Below are 16,171 nucleotides of genomic sequence, written 5' to 3'. Positions count from 1 at the left end.
GTCCTCGCTCTTTAGGGCCTGATCCCCAAAGCGTCGAGCAGCCAGCACGACCGCTCGTCCCCCGCCTTGTAAACTCCCCCGTCTCAGCCATCCTGACCCAGATAAAGGCCTGCGCGCCACAGATGGAGGAGAGTGATCACATGCGTGTTCTCATCGTGGGGGCCGGCGCCACCGGTGGCTATTTTGGCGGCAGGCTGGCCCAGGCGGGGCGCGACGTCACCTTTCTGGTGCGCGCGGGCCGCGCTGCCCAGCTGCGCGAGCAGGGCCTCACCCTGCTCAGCCCGCATGGCGATGTGACGCTGCAGCCCAAACTCGTCACGGCGGAGACCATCGATGGCACTTATGATGCCATTATCGTCGCGGTGAAGGCCTTTGGCCTGGAACAGGCCTTGCAGGACATGGCGCCGGCCATGGGCCCGCAGACAATGGTGATGCCCCTGCTCAACGGCATGCGCCATGTGGACCGCATCAGGTCGCTCTACGGCGCGGCCTTGATTGGTGGCGTCTGCAAGGTTGCCACCACCATCGATCCGCAAGGGCGCATCAAGCAATTGGCGCCGTTTCAGGAACTCGCCTATGGCGAGCTTGATGGCAGCCCCTCCGCCCGCACGGCGCAATTCGACGAGACCATGCAAAGGGCTGGCTTCACCGCGCGGCTCACGGCGCATGTGGAGCGCGAAATGTGGGAGAAATGGACCCTGTTGGCCACGCTGGGGGGCATATGCGGCCTGATGCGCGGCACCATTGGCGAAATCGAGGCAGCCTCCGGCGGGCGGGAATTTGTCCTGCGCCTGCTGGGCGAGGTGGTGCGGGTGATTGAGGTTGATGGCATGGCCCCCAGCGCGGCTTTTCTTGAGACCATCACCCGCCAAGTGACCCAAAAGGGCTCGCCCATGGCCTCGTCGATGTATCGCGACCTGGTGGCCGGGCTGCCGGTGGAGGCGGACCAGATTCTGGGCGATTTGGCGGCCCGCGCGGCCCGCCATGGCATCGACACCCCGCTTGTATCCGCCGCCTATACCCATTTGCGGATTTACATGGACCGCCTGGCGCGCGCGCAGTGAAGCAGCCCCGCCCGAATATGAGGAACCGACCCCATGGCCATTGAGGATATCCAGCCACAGATCGAGCGCTATTTGCCCGAGCTAATCGCGCTGCGCCGCGACATCCATGCCCATCCCGAATTGGGAATGGAGGAGACGCGCACCGCCGCGCTGGTGGCCGAGCGCCTGCGATCCTGGGGGCTGGAAACCACCGAGGGTATTGGCCGCTTTGGGGTGGTGGGCACGCTCAAGGGCCGCCGCCCCGGCCAGGGGGCCATTGGCCTGCGGGCCGATATGGATGCGCTGGCACTCACCGAGCAGACGGGCCTGGCCTATGGCTCCACCATACCCGGCCGCATGCATGCCTGCGGGCATGATGGCCATACCGCCATGCTGCTGGGCGCGGCCCGGATGCTGGCCGAAAACCCCGATTTCGCCGGGACCGTGCATTTCATCTTTCAGCCGGCCGAGGAGGGGCGTGGCGGCGCCCAGGCCATGTTGGAGGATGGGCTGTTCGAGCGTTTTCCCTGCGATGCCGTCTATGGCATGCACAATATGCCGGGCGTCCCGCTCGGGCATTTTGCGCTTCGCAAGGGGCCCCTGATGGCTGGCTCCGGCCGTTGGGTCGCCACCTTCCGCGGCACGGGCGGGCATGGCGGCAATTCACCGCATCTGGCCAATGACCTGACGCTGGTGCAGGCCATCTTCATCCAGGCGCTGCAGGGCATTGTCAGCCGCAATGTGCCAGCGCGGGAGAGCGTGGTGGTCAGTGTGGGCCATATTGCCGGCGGCACCAAGGAATCGCTCAACGTCATGCCGGCGGAGTTGGTGGTGGGCGGCACGATGCGCGCCTTCAATGCGCCCATGCAGGCCTTGGTGGAGGGGCGAATTCGCGAATTGGCCGAACTCGCCGCAGCCACGCAGGGTGCCACGGCTGAGATATCCATGTGGTGGAACGCCATTCCCCTGGTCAATCATGAGCGCGAGACGGAGGTGATGGCCGCCGCCGCCCGCGCCGTGGCGGGGGAGGCGGGGGTGGATACCGCAACCCAGCCGGTCACAGGCGGGGAGGATTTCGCCTTCATGCTGCAGGCCAAGCCCGGCGCCTTCGTCTTCCTCGGCGCTGGCGTGGCCCCCGATGGCACGGCGCATGCGCTGCACTCGCCACTCTATGACTTCAACGACGCCGCCTTGCCGCATGGTGTGGCGTTTTGGGTCCAACTCGTCCGGCAGGAATTGGCGGGCGTGGCCTGAGCCGGCACGATCAGCCGTCGCCGGGGGGGCAGAATGTGGAAAAGCAAAGGCGCTGAAGAACGCTGGTGGTGGACGAAAATAGTAAAAGGTCCTTGCCCTCTACCGCTCGCTCACCAGAATAATTGATGTCCCGATCATTTAAAAATTTTTATGATCAATAATCTAACGAAGGTGCAGGAAACTAAGTTTAATGCTGGGGTGCTCGAGGGGCAAAGCCCCTCGATCTTGTTTTATCTTGATGTTCGTTTTCAAGCAGACCGCTGGCTTTCCGCCGGGTCAAGCCCGATGTCGGTGGCCTTTTGGCCGCGTGCCCAGGCCGCCATGCCGGCCGCGCGGCCGGACCATTTGGTGTGCCGCGCATCACCGCGGCGCAGCAGGGACTTGGCTGCAAGGCTCGGCCATTCGCGCAGCAAATGGCCCCAGGCGGCGGCGCGGCCGCGATGCTTGGCCTCCAGATGCATGCGTGACCAGCCCTGATGCCAGGCCTTGCACCATTCCAGCCGGGGCGAGGGGCTGGTGGATTTGCCGCCGGCATGCACCACCCGCCCACCCACCACATGCACCAAAGCATGGCCTGCGGCGGCCATGCGCAGGCAAATATCGTCATCCTCGCCATAGAGAAAGATCGCGTCATCAAAGCCGCCCAGGGCGCGAAAGGCGCTCATCCGGAAGAACATCGCCGAACCGCCGACGTAATCCATGCAGCAATCCCCCGCCGGCATCGGAAGGTAGCGCTTATGCGCCGGCGTATGGGGCAGGGCGTGGCCGAATTGCAGCGCGCCGTCATCGCCGAAGATTTCCGGCGCCAGCAGCCCCGCATCGGGGTAGCGCTGTGCGGCGGCGCATAGCACTTCCAGCACGCCTGGCATCAGCCGCGCATCGGCATTGAGCAGCAGGCCGAAGGCGGTTTCCACCACCGCAAAGCCGGCATTGGCGCCGCGGCCAAAGCCCAGATTGCGCGGGGTGCGGATCACCCGCGCATCGGCCCGGGCGGCCTTTGCCACGGCGCTGCTGGCATCGGTGGAGGCATTATCCACCACCACCACCGGCAGGTCGGCCGGGATGGAGGCCAGGCATTCGGCCAGGATAGCGGCCGAATTGAAGGCCACGACGATGATGGTGACAGACACGAAAGCCGCTCAGCCCCGCAGCGGCGCGATCTCGGCGAGGGCGGCGAGGAAGGCGGAGACCGCCTCCTCCTCGGTCATCGCGACCTCAGGGCCGGCACTGCCCACGGCGGTGAGGCAGCCGCCCCAATAGGGCTCGGCCTCGCCGGGCGGTACGGCGTAATACAGCATGGCGATGCCCCCGGGGCCACGATAGGAAATATAAGGGCAGCGCTTGAGCTTGCCGCTGCGCACATCACCGCTGATTTTTGGCGCGCCATTGGCGGCCAGAAGCTTATGCGGCGTGGTGACGCCGCGGGCGCGGGCGGTCTCGGCCGAGAGGTCAAAGCGGGCCTGCACCTCGGCCGCCACTGCCTTGATGCGCCGCATGGCGGCTTCCAGCACCAAATCCGGGGCGGCGGCGGCAAAGCCCACGCGGCGGCCGGCGAGTGCGAGGCGCGCTGCCTCACGGAAGGCGGTGGCGGGGCCATGCATCTTGGTATTGGGGCCGGCCAGGATCTGGTCGGCATTGGCGATCATCGATTTCAGCTCGGCCACGGTCTTATCGGCCAGGGGCGGCTTGGCTTCGGGCCCACTCACGCGCGTAACCCCGCGATGGTGTCGGGGCGGTGGGTGCGGGCAGCGTCAGGGTGGGTCATCGTCGCACCATAGCCTGTCACGCCCGCGGGCGACAGGCTTGGTTTAGCCCGGGCGCAGGGGCCGGTTCTCGCGCGAGCCATGCACCAGGTAGTGCTCACCGGCATCGACCCCGGCCGCGGCCACATCGGGGTTGGCGAGCAGATAGAGCTGCGCATCGAAATCCTCCGGCAGGGTGGCGGCAGGCGGGCGCTTGGTGGCTTCGATATAGTCTGCGGGCACGTCATGGCCCAGGTAGCGATTGGGCACCGGCTGGCCGGTGGCGATATCGGTCACGTTGCGGAAGAAGATGCGCCCGAAAGCCGGGTCGCTCTCCAGCGGCGTATAATAGGCGCAATCCTCGAAGAAATAATGTGTGACCTGGGACCAGCGCGTGCGGTTGCGGTCACGATGGTCGGAGCCGCCATGCAGCAGGTTGGCGGCCCAGATCAGCGCCTGGCCGCGCCGAGGGGTGAATTCCACCTGCTCCAGACGATGGGTGTGGATCAGCGCGCGCCAGAGCGGGGCAAAATCCGCCTGATTGGCGCGCGATGGCGCGGTGGCGGCGCAATGGCCAATATGCTCATTCACATAGATCGGCAGGCGGTGCGAGCCAGGGTAGTAGATCAGCGGCCCGGCATCGGGGTGGATATCCTCCAGCGCGACCCAGACGCCGCACATGAAACGCTCGGGCATGGCGCTGAAATGCACGCTGTCGGTATGCGCGTGCTGCTGGCTGCCAAAGGGGAAGTTCAAGGTCTGGAAGGGAAAGGCGGGGCGGCCATAGAGGTCACCCAGCAGCGCCTTCACCGCCTTATTGGCGGCCAGGCTGCGCACGGCGGCGCATTGCTGCCAGGCATCCTGCAGCCGCAGCCCGTTGGCGCCGCCGGCGCGGAAGGCATCAATGGCCATGGATGGGCCGAGCTGATCGATGATTTGCCCCGCGAGGTTGGTAAAATCCGGCTCGGGAAAGTCGAACACCGCGAAGCCGTCGCGGTGCAGGTCACGGGCGATGCGCTGCGTCTCCGCCGGCAGATCGGCCGTGGCGAGAAGCTCCTCGAAGAAGGGGCTCTCGACCAGCGGCACCCCGGGCAGCGGGTTCGCGTTCATTAACCCATATTCACCATGATGGTCTTCTTGTGGGTGAAGTGCTCCAGCATGGCTTCCAGCGAAGCCTCCTTGCCCAGGCCCGAGGATTTCACGCCGCCATAGGAGAGGTTGGCCTGCACCACCAGATTCTGGTTGATCTGCACCAGCCCCGCTTCCAGGCGGTGGGCGAGGTCGAGGCCGACCTTGAGGTTGTTGGTCCATAGCGAGGCGGCGAGGCCGTATTCGCTGTCATTGGCCTCGGCCAGCACGGCTTCGGCATCGTCGAAGGGTTGGATCACCGTCACGGGCCCAAAGATTTCCTCGCGCACCAGGCGGGAGGAGCCGTCGAGGCCGGTGAAGATCACCGGGCGCAGGAACAGGCCCTTTCGCAGTGCGGGGTCGCTGGGCATGGCCGAGCATTCGAGGGCGGTGGCACCGGGCGTCGCCTTGCCCTCCTCAATGAAGGCCTGAACCTTGTCGAATTGGCCCTGGCTGATGATCGTGCCGATATCGGTTTTCTCGTCCAGCGGGTCGCCCATGACCATGTTGTTCACGGCCTTTTCCATCTCGGCGACAAAGGCCGAGAAAATCGGGCGTTCGACATAGATGCGGCTGGCCGCCGTGCAGCTTTGGCCCTGACGGGTAAAGCGCATGGAGGTGAGCGCGCCGCTCACCGTCTTGGCGAAATCGCAATCGGCGAAGACGATCATGGGCGATTTGCCGCCCAGTTCCAGCGTCACCGGCACCAGCTTTTCGGCCGCGGCCCGGGCGACGATTTTGCCGGTTTCGACCGAACCGGTGAAGGTCACCTTCTTGACCAGCGGATGGGCCACCAGCGGCGCGCCGCATTCCGGGCCCTGGCCGGAGAGCATGTTGAAGGTGCCCGGCGGCAGGATGCGGCCCAGCAATTCGCAGATGCGAAGCACGGCGAGGGGCGCCTCCTCGGCCGATTTCACCACCACCGCATTGCCGGCCACCAGGGCCGGGGCGATTTTCAGCGCCATCAGCAGCATGGGCACGTTCCAGGGGATGATGGCGCCGACCACACCGAGCGGCTCGCGCACCGTCACGCTGAGCACATCGGGGGCGAAGGGCACGCTCTCGCCCTTCAATTCGCCGCCCAGGCCACCGAAGAATTCAAAAATATCAGCCACCACGCCGGCCTCGACGCGGCTTTCGGTGCGCAGCGCCTTGCCGGTCTCCAGTGCGATCAGCCGGCCGAGTTCATCCTGATGCGCGCGCAGCAGGGCGGCGCATTGATAGACCAGCGCGCCGCGCTTGCGGGCGGGCATCTTCGCCCAGGCTTTTTGCGCGCGGGCGGCGTCCTGCACCGCGGCATCGACATCGGCCGCATCACCCTCGGCCGCTTCGGCCACCTGAATGCCGGTGGCGGGGTTCACCACGGGGAAGGTTTTTCCGCTGATCGCGGGCACATAGCGGCCGCCGATGAAGTGCATGCCGGACAAGGCCTTCGCCAGGGCGAAGGGGTCGGCGCTGGGGGCTTCTGGCGTGCGGTGCGGCTGGTCGAGCATGGGATTTCCTCCTGAACGGGCGATACATGCACGCCCGCCCGGCCCTGGGCAAGCAGCCTCTCAGCCCAGGCCGCTGCCTGACCGGGCCACGCCCTCCAGCAGCGTCACCCATTGCGGCAGGCAGCGCGATTGCAGATCATAATGCTCCACCACACTCGCCCGGGCGGCGGCGCGCAGCGGCACCAGCGCTGCGGGGTTGGCCAGCATATCGGCCAGGCCATGGGCGATGGCGTCACTGTCAAAAAAATCCACCAGCCTGCCATTCACCCCATCGGCAATCACCTCCTGGACCGGTGCGGTGGCCGAGCCCAGCACCGCTGCCCCACAGGCCATGGCCTCCAGCACCGACCAGGAGAGCACGAAGGGGAAGGTGAGATAGACATGCGCCGCACTCACCCGGAACAGGGTGTGCAACTGGTCATGCCGCAGCCAGTCGAAGAAATGCACGCGCGTGAGGTCGAGCCGTCCATCCACCTGTTTGAGCGCCCATTCCCGCCAGGTGCCACCGCCCGGGGGCGGGCCGCCATAGGCGCCCTTCGAGCCGCCCACCACGACGGCATGCGCGTCGGGCCGCAGCTTTTGCAGGGTGACCAGGGCCTCCATGAAGTGATGGAAGCCGCGATAAGCCTCCAGATGCCGGGCGGTATAGGTCACCAGCGGGTCGCCACGGCGGAAGCTGCGGCCATCGGGCAGGGTGAAGCCGGCGGGGCCATCGGGGTTGATGGCGATGGTGTCCACGCCCTCATGGATGACGCTCATCTTGGCCTGCACCCAATCGGGGTAGCGGCTGCGCTGCCACATTGTCGGCGCCATGCCCCAATCGGCGGCTTCGAGCTGGACCAATTGGCCGGTATTGAGCATGCGGGTGCGGGCGATGGTGTCGAGCGTCATCTCGCCATAGATCGGGTCGAAGCCGACATCGCCGCCCTCGGCGCGGAAGAAATACTCGCAATGCAGCACGATGCGCGCCTGGGGGAAGATGTCGCGCATGAACATCGATTCGCCCCAGCCGATATGCGAGACGATGAGCTCCGGCCGATAGCCGCGCTGGCGCAACTGGGTGGCGGCACGCGCCACCATTTGCGCCCGCCGCAGATGGGAGTCGAGCCGGCGGAGATAGGGATGCGCCCGGGCTTGGGCCTCCTGGCTCATCTCGGGGGCGGGGTAGCGATAGAGCGTTACACCGGCGATGGGCGGGTTCTGCGCCTCGGCCAGGGCGCTCACCTCATGGCCCGAGGCGGCCATGGCGGCGGCAACATGGCGGAATTGGCCCGGGAAGTTCTGATGGATGAACAGGACACGCATGGGAGGCATGCCTGCCGGTTTGGCTGCTGCTTGTCCAGCTTGCTTCAGCGCGCGGGCAGCCGGGCCAGGATGGCGCGCATCTGCGCGATCTCGCGCTCCTGGTCGCGAATGATGCCTTCGGCCAGGGCGCGGGTCTCTGGATCGGTGCCGTGCAGCAGCACCACATTCGCCATGGCGATGGCGCCGGCATGGTGCGGGATCATGCCTTGGATGAAATCGCGGTCGGCCTGGCCGCTATAGGTGATGGCCATGTCGCGGTGCATGGCCTCGGCCGCGGCCTGATAGGCCCGGGTTGCGGCGGTCACGCCCGGAGCGGCCGGGGCATGGCCGCGATGCTGCCCCTGCGCCCAGGCCATGGTGGCGGGCGAGGCTATAATGGCGGCGGCGAGAATGATGTGTTTCATACAGCGCATCAGGCACCCTCCCATCATGGGAAGGTCAAGCGCTTTCAGCGGCCGGCGAGAATGGCCGTGGTGGAGCGCCCGGGCAGCAATTCCGCCAGCAGCAGCCGCCCGCCATGGGCGCGCACCTCGGGCCAGCCCACCACCGTCTCGGCGGTGTAATCGGCCCCTTTGATCAGCACATCGGGCAGCAGCGCCTGGATGAGGGTGAGTGGCGTATCCTCGGCAAAGCTGGTGACGGCGGCGACCTGGCGCAGGGCGGCAATCACCGCCGCGCGGTCCTCCAACCGGTTCACCGGGCGGCTGGGGCCCTTCAGCCGCGCCACCGAGGCATCGCTGTTCAGCGCCACCACCAACCTGTCACAGCCGGCCGCCGCCTGGGCCAGCATGGCGACATGGCCGGCATGGAGTATGTCGAAGCAGCCATTGGCAAAGCCGACCGAAAGCCCCGCCGCCTTCCATTGCGCCACCAGGGCGCGGGTGGCGGCGAGGTCGAGCAGCGCTGAGCCTGCATCGCCCGCGCCGCCGGCCAGCGCCGCCGTGAGTTCAGCGGCCGAGGTGGTGGCGGTGCCAAGCTTGGCCACCACAATGCCCGCCGCGGCATTGGCGATGCGCATCGCATCCTCCAGCGAGCGGCCGCCGGCATGGGCCAGGGCGAGGGCGGCGATCACCGTATCGCCGGCCCCCGAAACATCGAAGACCTCCTGCGCACGGGCGGGGATGGAGAGCAGGCCATCGGGCCGCACCAGCATCATTCCCTTGGCCGAGCGGGTGACCAGGATGGCGCCGACACCATCGCGCGCCATCACGGCGCGGGCGGCGGCGGCGCATTCCTCATCGCCACGGCTGGGCAGTCCGGCAGCCAGCGCCATCTCTGCCGCATTGGGGGTGATGCAGGCGGCACCGGCATAGCGGGAGAAATCGGCCCCCTTGGGGTCCACAAAAACCGGCAGTTGGGCGGCGCGCAGCCGCGCCAGCACCGCTGGTGAGAGCACGCCCTTGCCGTAATCGGAGAGGATGATGGCATCAGGGGCTGCCGCCAGCGCGGCCTCGATGGCGGCCAATAAGCCTGCGGTCTCGGCCTGGCTTTGTGGCCCTGTCGCCTCGTCATCGATGCGCATCATCTGCTGATTGCCGGCCACCACGCGCAGCTTGGTGGTGGTGGGGCGGGTGGCGCTTTCGACCAGCCCATCGAGGATCGCGGCATCGGCAATGGCGTGGCGCAGCGCCTCACTGCGCGGGCCAATGAGGCCAACAAGCGTGGCCCGCGCGCCGAGTGCGGTGATGTTGCGCGCCACATTGCCCGCACCACCGGGCATGGCACTCTCCCGCCCGCGGGAAAATACCGGCACCGGCGCCTCGGGCGAAATGCGCTCCACACTGCCATAGAGGTAGCGGTCGAGCATCACATCGCCGACCACCAGCACATGCAGGGGGCCGAAATCCAGCATCAGGCGGCGCCCACGCCGTGCTGCTCACGCAGCTTGTGGAATTGCAGGCCGGGGAAATCCTCCCCCGCCTTGCCCAGGCGCCAGGAGGAGGCAAAGAAGCCGACGATCGCGCCGTCATGATCCTCGGCCGCGTCACGGCGGTGGATATCGGCAAAGCGGGCCATTTCGGCCTTCTCGCCGGTCACCCAGCGCACCTCGTTCCACATCGTGTTGTCGAAGCCCGCCGGCACGCCGTATTCCACCTTTAGCCGTGATTGCAGCACATCGAGCTGCAACTGGCCGACAACGCCAACCACGGGGGGCGAGCCATCGAGCGGGCGGAACAACTGCACCACGCCCTCCTCGGCCAATTGGTCGAGCGCGGTGCGCAGTTTTTTCGCCAGCATCGGGTCTTCGAGGCGGATATTGCGCAGAATTTCGGGCGCGAAGCTGGGCACGCCTCGGAAATTCAGGTTCTCGCCCTCGGTCAGCGTATCGCCGATGCGCAAAATGCCATGATTGGCGATGCCCACCACATCGCCCGGCCAGGCCTCCTCGGCCACCTGGCGGTCCTTGGCGAAGAAGAAGAGCGGCGCATTGACCGGCACCTGCTTGCCGGTGCCGACCTGGCGCAGCCGCATCCCCTTGGTCAGCCGGCCCGAGCAGAGCCGCACAAAGGCCACCCGGTCCCGGTGGTTGGGGTCCATATTGGCCTGGATCTTGAAGACGAAGCCGGTCAGCGCCGGCTCATCGGGCTGGACATTGCGCGGGTCGGCCTCACGCATGCCCGGGGGCGGCGCGTAGCGGGCCAGCCCATCGAGCAGATGCGCAACGCCGAAATCGCGCAGCGCGGAGCCGAAGAAGACCGGGGTGAGGGTGCCTTCGCGGAAGGCCGCGAGGTCGAATTGTTTGAGGCCGGCCTCGGCCAGCATCGCTTCCTCGGCCAATCGCGTGGCACGCTCGGGGCCGACCATTTGCGAAAGCTTTGCATCCTCGGTGGAGGACATCGGAATGCTGTCTTCCCAGGCCTTATCGACCGGCATGAAGCGATTGGCCAGCAGATCATAGGTGCCGGCGAATTCGCTGGCGCGGCCGACCGGCCAGGCCACCGGGGCGGCGTCCAGCGCCAGGGTGCTCTCGATCTCATCGATCAGTTCGAAGGGGTCGCGCGCCTCGCGGTCCATCTTGTTGATGAAGGTGATGATCGGGATGTCGCGCATGCGGCAGACTTCGAAGAGTTTCCTGGTCTGGCTTTCGATGCCCTTGGCGGCATCGAGCACCATCACGGCGGCATCCACCGCGGTGAGGGTGCGGTAGGTGTCCTCGGAGAAATCCTCATGGCCCGGGGTATCGAGCAGGTTGAAGACCAGCCCGCCCTGCTCGAAGGTCATCACCGAGGTGGCGACGGAAATGCCGCGATCCTGCTCGATTTTCATCCAGTCCGAGCGGGTGCGGCGGGCATTGCCCTTGGCGCGGACATGGCCGGCGAGCTGAATGGCACCGCCCTTGAGCAGCAGTTTTTCGGTCAGCGTGGTTTTGCCGGCATCGGGGTGGGCGATGATGGCGAAGGTGCGGCGCCGGCCCGCCTCGAAGGCGACGCGCTGGCCATCCTCGGCCGGGCCGCGATTATGGCCCGGCTGGGGGGGCAGTTCTGGCTGAATATCCATGGTGGCAGGGCAATAGCGCATGGCCGGGCGCGGCGCCATGCGGGTATTCCCCAGGGGCGGTGATCAGGCCCGCAAGCCGCGCAAGGCTGCGATGGGGGAGACGTGCTCGGCCTCGGCAAGGAGGCGGATTTCAGGCCCCGTGACATCGCCGCCATGGGCGTGCTGGAACAGCCCGGTCATCGCCCAGAGGCTGTCCAGCCCTGCGGCCATGGCGCCGGCGAGGTCGGTATGGGCGGTATCGCCCACCGCCACCACGCGATTTTTGGGCGTATCGCCCAGCAGCGCCAGGGTGGGGCCATAGACTGCCGGGTCGGGCTTGCCGATCTCCAGCACGGTGCCGCCCAACTCGCGATAGACATCGGCCAGCGCGCCAGCGCAGAGAATGCGCTCGCCCGCCACCATCACCGCGCGGTCCGGGTTGACGCAGAGCATGGGCAGCCCTGCAGCGTGGCAGCGGATGAGGTCGGCGCGATAGGGCTCGACCGAGCGGGGGCCGCGATCGGGGTCGGGGCCGGTATTGAGCAGGAATTGCGCGTCACCCGGCTCGGTGACCAGTTCGGCCACGCCTTCATCCACCACCGAGAGGTCGCGCTCGGGCCCGATATGGAAGGCGCGGCCGGTGAAGCGGGCATCGCTGCGGGCCTTGAGCAGCATCCAGGTGGCCTCGCCGCTGCTCATGATGCCGTCATGCATGTCGGGCGTGATGCCCATGCCGACCAGCATCTTGTCGATGAACCAGCTGCGGCGGGGCGCATTGGTGAGGAAGGCGATGCGCTTGCCGGCCGCCTTCATCGCGTGCAGCGCTGCCACCGCGCCGGGATAGGGGGCGCGGCCATCATGCACCACGCCCCAGAGGTCGAGCACATAGCCATCATAATCGGCAAAGGTTTCGGTGATGGATTCGATGATCTTCACGCGTCGGCTCCCACCGCTTGAGAAACATGGGCGAAGCCGTCGCGCGCCAGCAGCGCGGCCAGGCCGTCCAGGATGCGCGGCACCAGCGCCGGGCCGGCATAGGCAAAGCCGCTATAGAGCTGCACCAGCGCGGCGCCGGCGCGGATTTTGGCATAGGCCTGCTCGGCCGAGGCCACCCCGCCCACGCCCACCAGCGCGATGCGGCCCTGGGTGTGCCGGCGCGCCATGCGCAGCATGGCGGTGCTTTTCTCGAAGAGCGGCTGGCCGGAGAGGCCGCCAGCCTCACCCCGCGCCGCGCTGCGCAGCGTTTCGGGCCTGGCCAGGGTGGTGTTGGAAATGATCACGCCGGCCACCCCATGGGCCATGCAAACATCGAGCAGCGGCAGAAGTGCGGCTTCGGACAAATCAGGGGCGATCTTCACCAGCACCGGCACGCTGCGCGGCGGCATGGCGGCTAGGATGCCATTGAGCGCCGCCTCGCCCTGCAAATCCCGCAGCCCGGGCGTATTGGGCGAGGAGACATTGATGGTGATGTAGTCCACCAGCGGTGCGATGGCGGTGTAAAGTGCTGGGTAGTCGCGCTCGGGCACCGCACCTTCCTTATTCACGCCCACATTGGCGCCCAGGGGCGCGGGCAATGGGCGGGGCAGGGCGCGCAGCCGGGCCAGGAAGGCATCCAGCCCGGCATTATTGAAGCCCAGGCGATTGATCACGCCCTGGTCCTCTTCCAGCCGAAAGATTCTCGGGCGGGGGTTGCCGGGCTGTGGCCGTGGGGTGACGGAACCGGCCTCCAGAAAACCAAAGCCCAGGCGCATGAGCGGCAGCACGGCCAGGGCGTTCTTGTCGAAGCCGGCGGAGAGGCCGAGGGGATTGGCGAATTGCAACCCCATCACCTCACTGGCCAGGCTGGCATGGGCATTGGCGGCCGAACGCCCGGCGAGGCCGGCGCCCAATGCGCGCAGCGCCCAGCCATGGGCGGTTTCGGCATCCATGAGCCGCATGAGGGGGGTGAGGGCGGAGGCGAGGGCGGGTGTCATCCATCCGGGGCATGCCAGACCCGCGCGCCCCTGGGAAGCGCCACCCATGGCAAGTGGGCGCAAGGCGGGATAGAGGGTCTGGGTGAAAGGTCCCCTCCTCATCATGGCCGGCATTGCCCTGTTCGGGCTGCTCGATGCCAATACCAAGCTTTTGTCCGGCGAATTCAGCCCCGCGCAGGCGCTGGTGTTCCGCCATGGCGTGCTGCTGGTGCTGCTCTTTGGTGCCCGGGCGGTGAGCCCTTTGGCGGGTGGCACGCTGCACACCCGCCATGCCGGGCTGCATGCGCTGCGCGCCGCCTCCATGCTGGTGTCGGGGATGATGTTCTTCCTCACCTTTCGCCATTTGCCGCTGGCCGATGGCTATCTCGTCTTCTTCACCAACCCCTTCATGATCATGCTGATGGCGGGGGTGTTTCTGGGCGAGCGCATTCCGCGCGCGGCTTGGCTATGGTCCGGGGTGGCGTTTTCGGGCGTGCTGCTGGCCCTGGCGCCGCAATTGGGACAGCCGGGTGGCAGCCTATTGGGTTATGCCTATGCCCTGCTGGCGACGGTGTTTTATTCCATCAACATCACCATCAACCGTGCCCTGCGGGGCGAGACGGGGTTTGCCCGGCTGCTGGTCTGGCCCAGCGCGCTGGGTTTTGTGGTTTTTGCCCCCTTCGCCGCCTGGCTCTGGGTGACGCCGGACTTGTTGCAGACCGGCCAGTTGATGGCCAATGGCCTGCTGGCCGGGGTGGCCACCGTCACCCTGGCGCTGGCCTTTCGCCATGCCGGGCCGGCGCGGCTGGCACCGTTTGAATTCATCGCCCTGCCCTGGAGCGTGGCGCTGGATTACCTGGTGTTTGGCAAGGTGCCGGACGCCATTCTGCTGCTGGGCGGCGGCGTGGTGGTGCTGGCCTGCGTGATGAGCGAGCGGGCGGCGAAGGCTCGGACCGGCTCTTAGGAGCTGTTGACCCGCGTGACGCAGGGTCTGAGGCCCAGCACGTATGATCAGCCTGCCGTCACGGCCGGTGAAACCAGCATAGGTCGAGAAACGTCACGTCATGATCCAGCGCTTCCCACTCCCGGCGCAGCCGCCGCAACACGGCGGCGTTGCCCTGTTCAGACCATGGCGCGCTCGGCGGATCGGCGTAGGGGCTGGAGACTGGGATGAAGCCCTGGTCGAGCATCAGACCGACGACATGCAGCATGCGCTCGGTGTCGTCCTTGCCGGGAGGGACTTCAAGCAACCGGTTTAGCGCGTTGATGACCATCGGGAAGCTTACATCATCGATCTCCGCCGAAGCGGCGAGTTGCGCGAGTTCTTCCCCGATATTGGACATGTGTTTCTCCATCAGTCGACAAAGTGAAGCTTCGCTACGCCGGAATAACCCGGGATATTAATGTCGATGGCCGATGGGCCGCTTCTTGAAGTGGGTCGATACCCAATCACTGAGCCATTATCGAGGCGAAGCTGCCGGTCCTCATAGGTGCGCGGCGTAACATCGATAGCGCCGCGCCATTCGGCCAACTGATGATCGGGCGGCCTGACAAGAAGGTCTCAACCGGCCGCGACAATCCCATGTTTGTCGAAGGCGCGCTGTCGATCGTGATGTAGGGCTGGTGGCCCAGCACGTATGATCAGCCTGCCGTCACGGCCGGTGAAACCAGCATAGGTCGAGAAACGTCACGTCATGATCCAGCGCTTCCCACTCCCGGCGCAGCCGCCGCAACACGGCGGCGTTGCCCTGTTCAGACCATGGCGCGCTCGGCGGATCGGCGTAGGGGCTGGAGACTGGGATGAAGCCCTGGTCGAGCATCAGGCCGACGAAATGCAGCATGCGCTCGGTGTCGTCCTTGCCGGGGGGAATCTCGGTGAGGTCTCGCAACGCGTCGAGAACACTCGGAAAGGTCACGTCATCAATTTTGGCATATTCCCAAAACTGCGAGATTTGTTCCTTCATGGTGGCCATCTTGATGTCCTTAAAAATGAAGTTTGCGAACGGATGTGAAGCCAGGAATGTTGATATCGATCGAAGGGCTACCGCTCGACGTCAATGGCCGATAGCCGATGATCGTACCGTCATCGAGGCGGTACATCCGCCCCGGATGCGCCGGAGGGGTGATATCAACGGCACCCCTGCCTTGTGTTAGTCGCCCGAGCATCGCCTCGGCCCCCGGCTGCCCTCCGGGCAGGGTGCGGATGTTGGCTTCCGCGCCGCCCCGTTGAACCCCCACCGGCTGGCCCCCTGGCGCCACCATATCCACAAGTTCCTGGCTGCGGGGCGGGATCGCGGGAGCCTGCGATCCAGGCGTCTGACCAGGGCGACCAGGTGGCCGATAGCCACCGCCGCCTTCCGGGATGACCCCTCGGCGACCACCGACCGGCCCGTCTTCTGGTCGTCGAGCCGTCACGGGCTCGACAAGGGCGTCGTCCAAAAGGTTTCGACGACGAAGCGGCATGCCCGGAAAGCCAACCTCCACGGGTCCAGGCGTTTCAACTTGCCCACCGCGCGCTGGCTGAGCGGTCCGATCATTGATGCCGCCTTCGCCGGCGGACGAGGGAGCACCGCGCGTATGGGCCGCGACGGGGAGGCCATTGCGGATATAGGCCCTGACATAAACGACGCCGCCGCTCGGCCGAGCGGCGCTGCCGTACATGGCCTGAAAGCCGTCGGCGACCCAGGCCCGCCAAGCGTCACGCTCAGGATGGCCTGCTGCGTCTATTGGCACCTTTTCTGACATGGGTATGAATTTCCAATATCGAGAGGCCCGCT

General features: G+C 66.5%; 15 protein-coding genes and 1 pseudogene. 3 read left to right on the top strand and 13 right to left on the bottom strand.

Annotation, left to right across the window (positions count from 1 at the left end; genetic code table 11):
- The first annotated feature begins 140 nt into the window (after positions 1-140).
- Both ABWP84_RS11050 and ABWP84_RS11045 read left to right on the top strand, forming a co-directional pair.
- A complete protein-coding gene (locus ABWP84_RS11050; RefSeq protein ID WP_353212081.1) occupies positions 141-1,064 on the top strand; it encodes a ketopantoate reductase family protein in 924 nt (307 codons plus the stop codon).
- Between the two features lie 33 nt (positions 1,065-1,097).
- Positions 1,098-2,297, top strand: coding sequence for a M20 aminoacylase family protein (locus ABWP84_RS11045; protein ID WP_353212080.1), 1,200 nt, complete (start codon positions 1,098-1,100; stop codon positions 2,295-2,297).
- A 248-nt stretch (positions 2,298-2,545) separates the two neighbouring features.
- Here ABWP84_RS11045 and ABWP84_RS11040 read toward each other — a convergent pair whose 3' ends face one another.
- From ABWP84_RS11040 to ABWP84_RS10995, 10 genes are all read right to left on the bottom strand, one after another.
- Positions 2,546-3,427 (bottom strand): glycosyltransferase family 2 protein, encoded by an 882-nt coding sequence (locus tag ABWP84_RS11040; protein ID WP_353212079.1) that lies wholly within the window; start codon positions 3,425-3,427, stop codon positions 2,546-2,548.
- A 9-nt stretch (positions 3,428-3,436) separates the two neighbouring features.
- The gene (locus tag ABWP84_RS11035; RefSeq protein ID WP_353212078.1) at positions 3,437-4,003 is read right to left on the bottom strand and encodes a hypothetical protein; all 567 of its coding nucleotides are present in this window, start codon (positions 4,001-4,003) and stop codon (positions 3,437-3,439) included.
- Positions 4,004-4,105: 102 nt separating this feature from the next.
- On the bottom strand, positions 4,106-5,149 hold the full coding sequence (locus ABWP84_RS11030) for a phytanoyl-CoA dioxygenase family protein (RefSeq protein WP_353212077.1): 1,044 nt from the start codon (positions 5,147-5,149) through the stop codon (positions 4,106-4,108).
- The gene (locus tag ABWP84_RS11025) at positions 5,149-6,660 is read right to left on the bottom strand and encodes an aldehyde dehydrogenase family protein (protein WP_353212076.1); all 1,512 of its coding nucleotides are present in this window, start codon (positions 6,658-6,660) and stop codon (positions 5,149-5,151) included. Before ABWP84_RS11025 ends, ABWP84_RS11030 begins: the two co-directional genes overlap by 1 nt.
- 60 nt (positions 6,661-6,720) lie before the next feature.
- Positions 6,721-7,965, bottom strand: coding sequence for a glycosyltransferase (locus ABWP84_RS11020; RefSeq protein ID WP_353212075.1), 1,245 nt, complete (start codon positions 7,963-7,965; stop codon positions 6,721-6,723).
- Between the two features lie 44 nt (positions 7,966-8,009).
- The gene (locus ABWP84_RS11015; RefSeq protein WP_353212074.1) at positions 8,010-8,369 is read right to left on the bottom strand and encodes a DUF305 domain-containing protein; all 360 of its coding nucleotides are present in this window, start codon (positions 8,367-8,369) and stop codon (positions 8,010-8,012) included.
- Between the two features lie 44 nt (positions 8,370-8,413).
- On the bottom strand, positions 8,414-9,814 hold the full coding sequence (rfaE1, locus tag ABWP84_RS11010; protein WP_353212097.1) for a D-glycero-beta-D-manno-heptose-7-phosphate kinase: 1,401 nt from the start codon (positions 9,812-9,814) through the stop codon (positions 8,414-8,416).
- A 2-nt stretch (positions 9,815-9,816) separates the two neighbouring features.
- Complete coding sequence (locus ABWP84_RS11005) at positions 9,817-11,502, bottom strand: peptide chain release factor 3 (protein WP_353212073.1); 1,686 nt, start codon at positions 11,500-11,502, stop codon at positions 9,817-9,819.
- Positions 11,503-11,526: 24 nt separating this feature from the next.
- Positions 11,527-12,378, bottom strand: coding sequence for a TIGR01459 family HAD-type hydrolase (locus tag ABWP84_RS11000; RefSeq protein ID WP_353212072.1), 852 nt, complete (start codon positions 12,376-12,378; stop codon positions 11,527-11,529).
- Positions 12,375-13,415, bottom strand: a complete 1,041-nt coding sequence (locus tag ABWP84_RS10995) for a quinone-dependent dihydroorotate dehydrogenase (RefSeq protein ID WP_353212071.1) — start codon at positions 13,413-13,415, stop codon at positions 12,375-12,377. Before ABWP84_RS10995 ends, ABWP84_RS11000 begins: the two co-directional genes overlap by 4 nt.
- 82 nt (positions 13,416-13,497) lie before the next feature.
- On the opposite strand from ABWP84_RS10995, the gene ABWP84_RS10990 reads away from it, so the two are divergent.
- Entirely contained in the window at positions 13,498-14,358 is an 861-nt protein-coding gene (locus ABWP84_RS10990; RefSeq protein ID WP_353212070.1) for a DMT family transporter, read from the top strand.
- 58 nt (positions 14,359-14,416) lie between these two features.
- Here the strand turns inward: ABWP84_RS10990 and ABWP84_RS10985 are convergent, their stop codons facing one another.
- The 3 genes and pseudogenes from ABWP84_RS10985 to ABWP84_RS10975 form a co-directional block, all read right to left on the bottom strand.
- Positions 14,417-14,737 carry a hypothetical protein gene (locus ABWP84_RS10985; RefSeq protein ID WP_353212069.1) on the bottom strand — a complete coding sequence of 107 codons (321 nt, stop codon included), beginning with the start codon at positions 14,735-14,737 and terminating at the stop codon, positions 14,417-14,419.
- Positions 14,738-15,046: 309 nt separating this feature from the next.
- Positions 15,047-15,367, bottom strand: coding sequence for a hypothetical protein (locus ABWP84_RS10980; RefSeq protein ID WP_353212068.1), 321 nt, complete (start codon positions 15,365-15,367; stop codon positions 15,047-15,049).
- Between the two features lie 10 nt (positions 15,368-15,377).
- Positions 15,378-16,171 (bottom strand): annotated as a pseudogene (locus ABWP84_RS10975) (hypothetical protein); the annotation flags it as partial.

The sequence above is a fragment of the Rhodovarius sp. genome (assembly GCF_040399605.1).
Classification (GTDB): Bacteria; Pseudomonadota; Alphaproteobacteria; order Acetobacterales; family Acetobacteraceae; genus Rhodovarius; species Rhodovarius crocodyli_A.
This window is presented reverse-complemented; position numbering and strand designations above follow the sequence as displayed.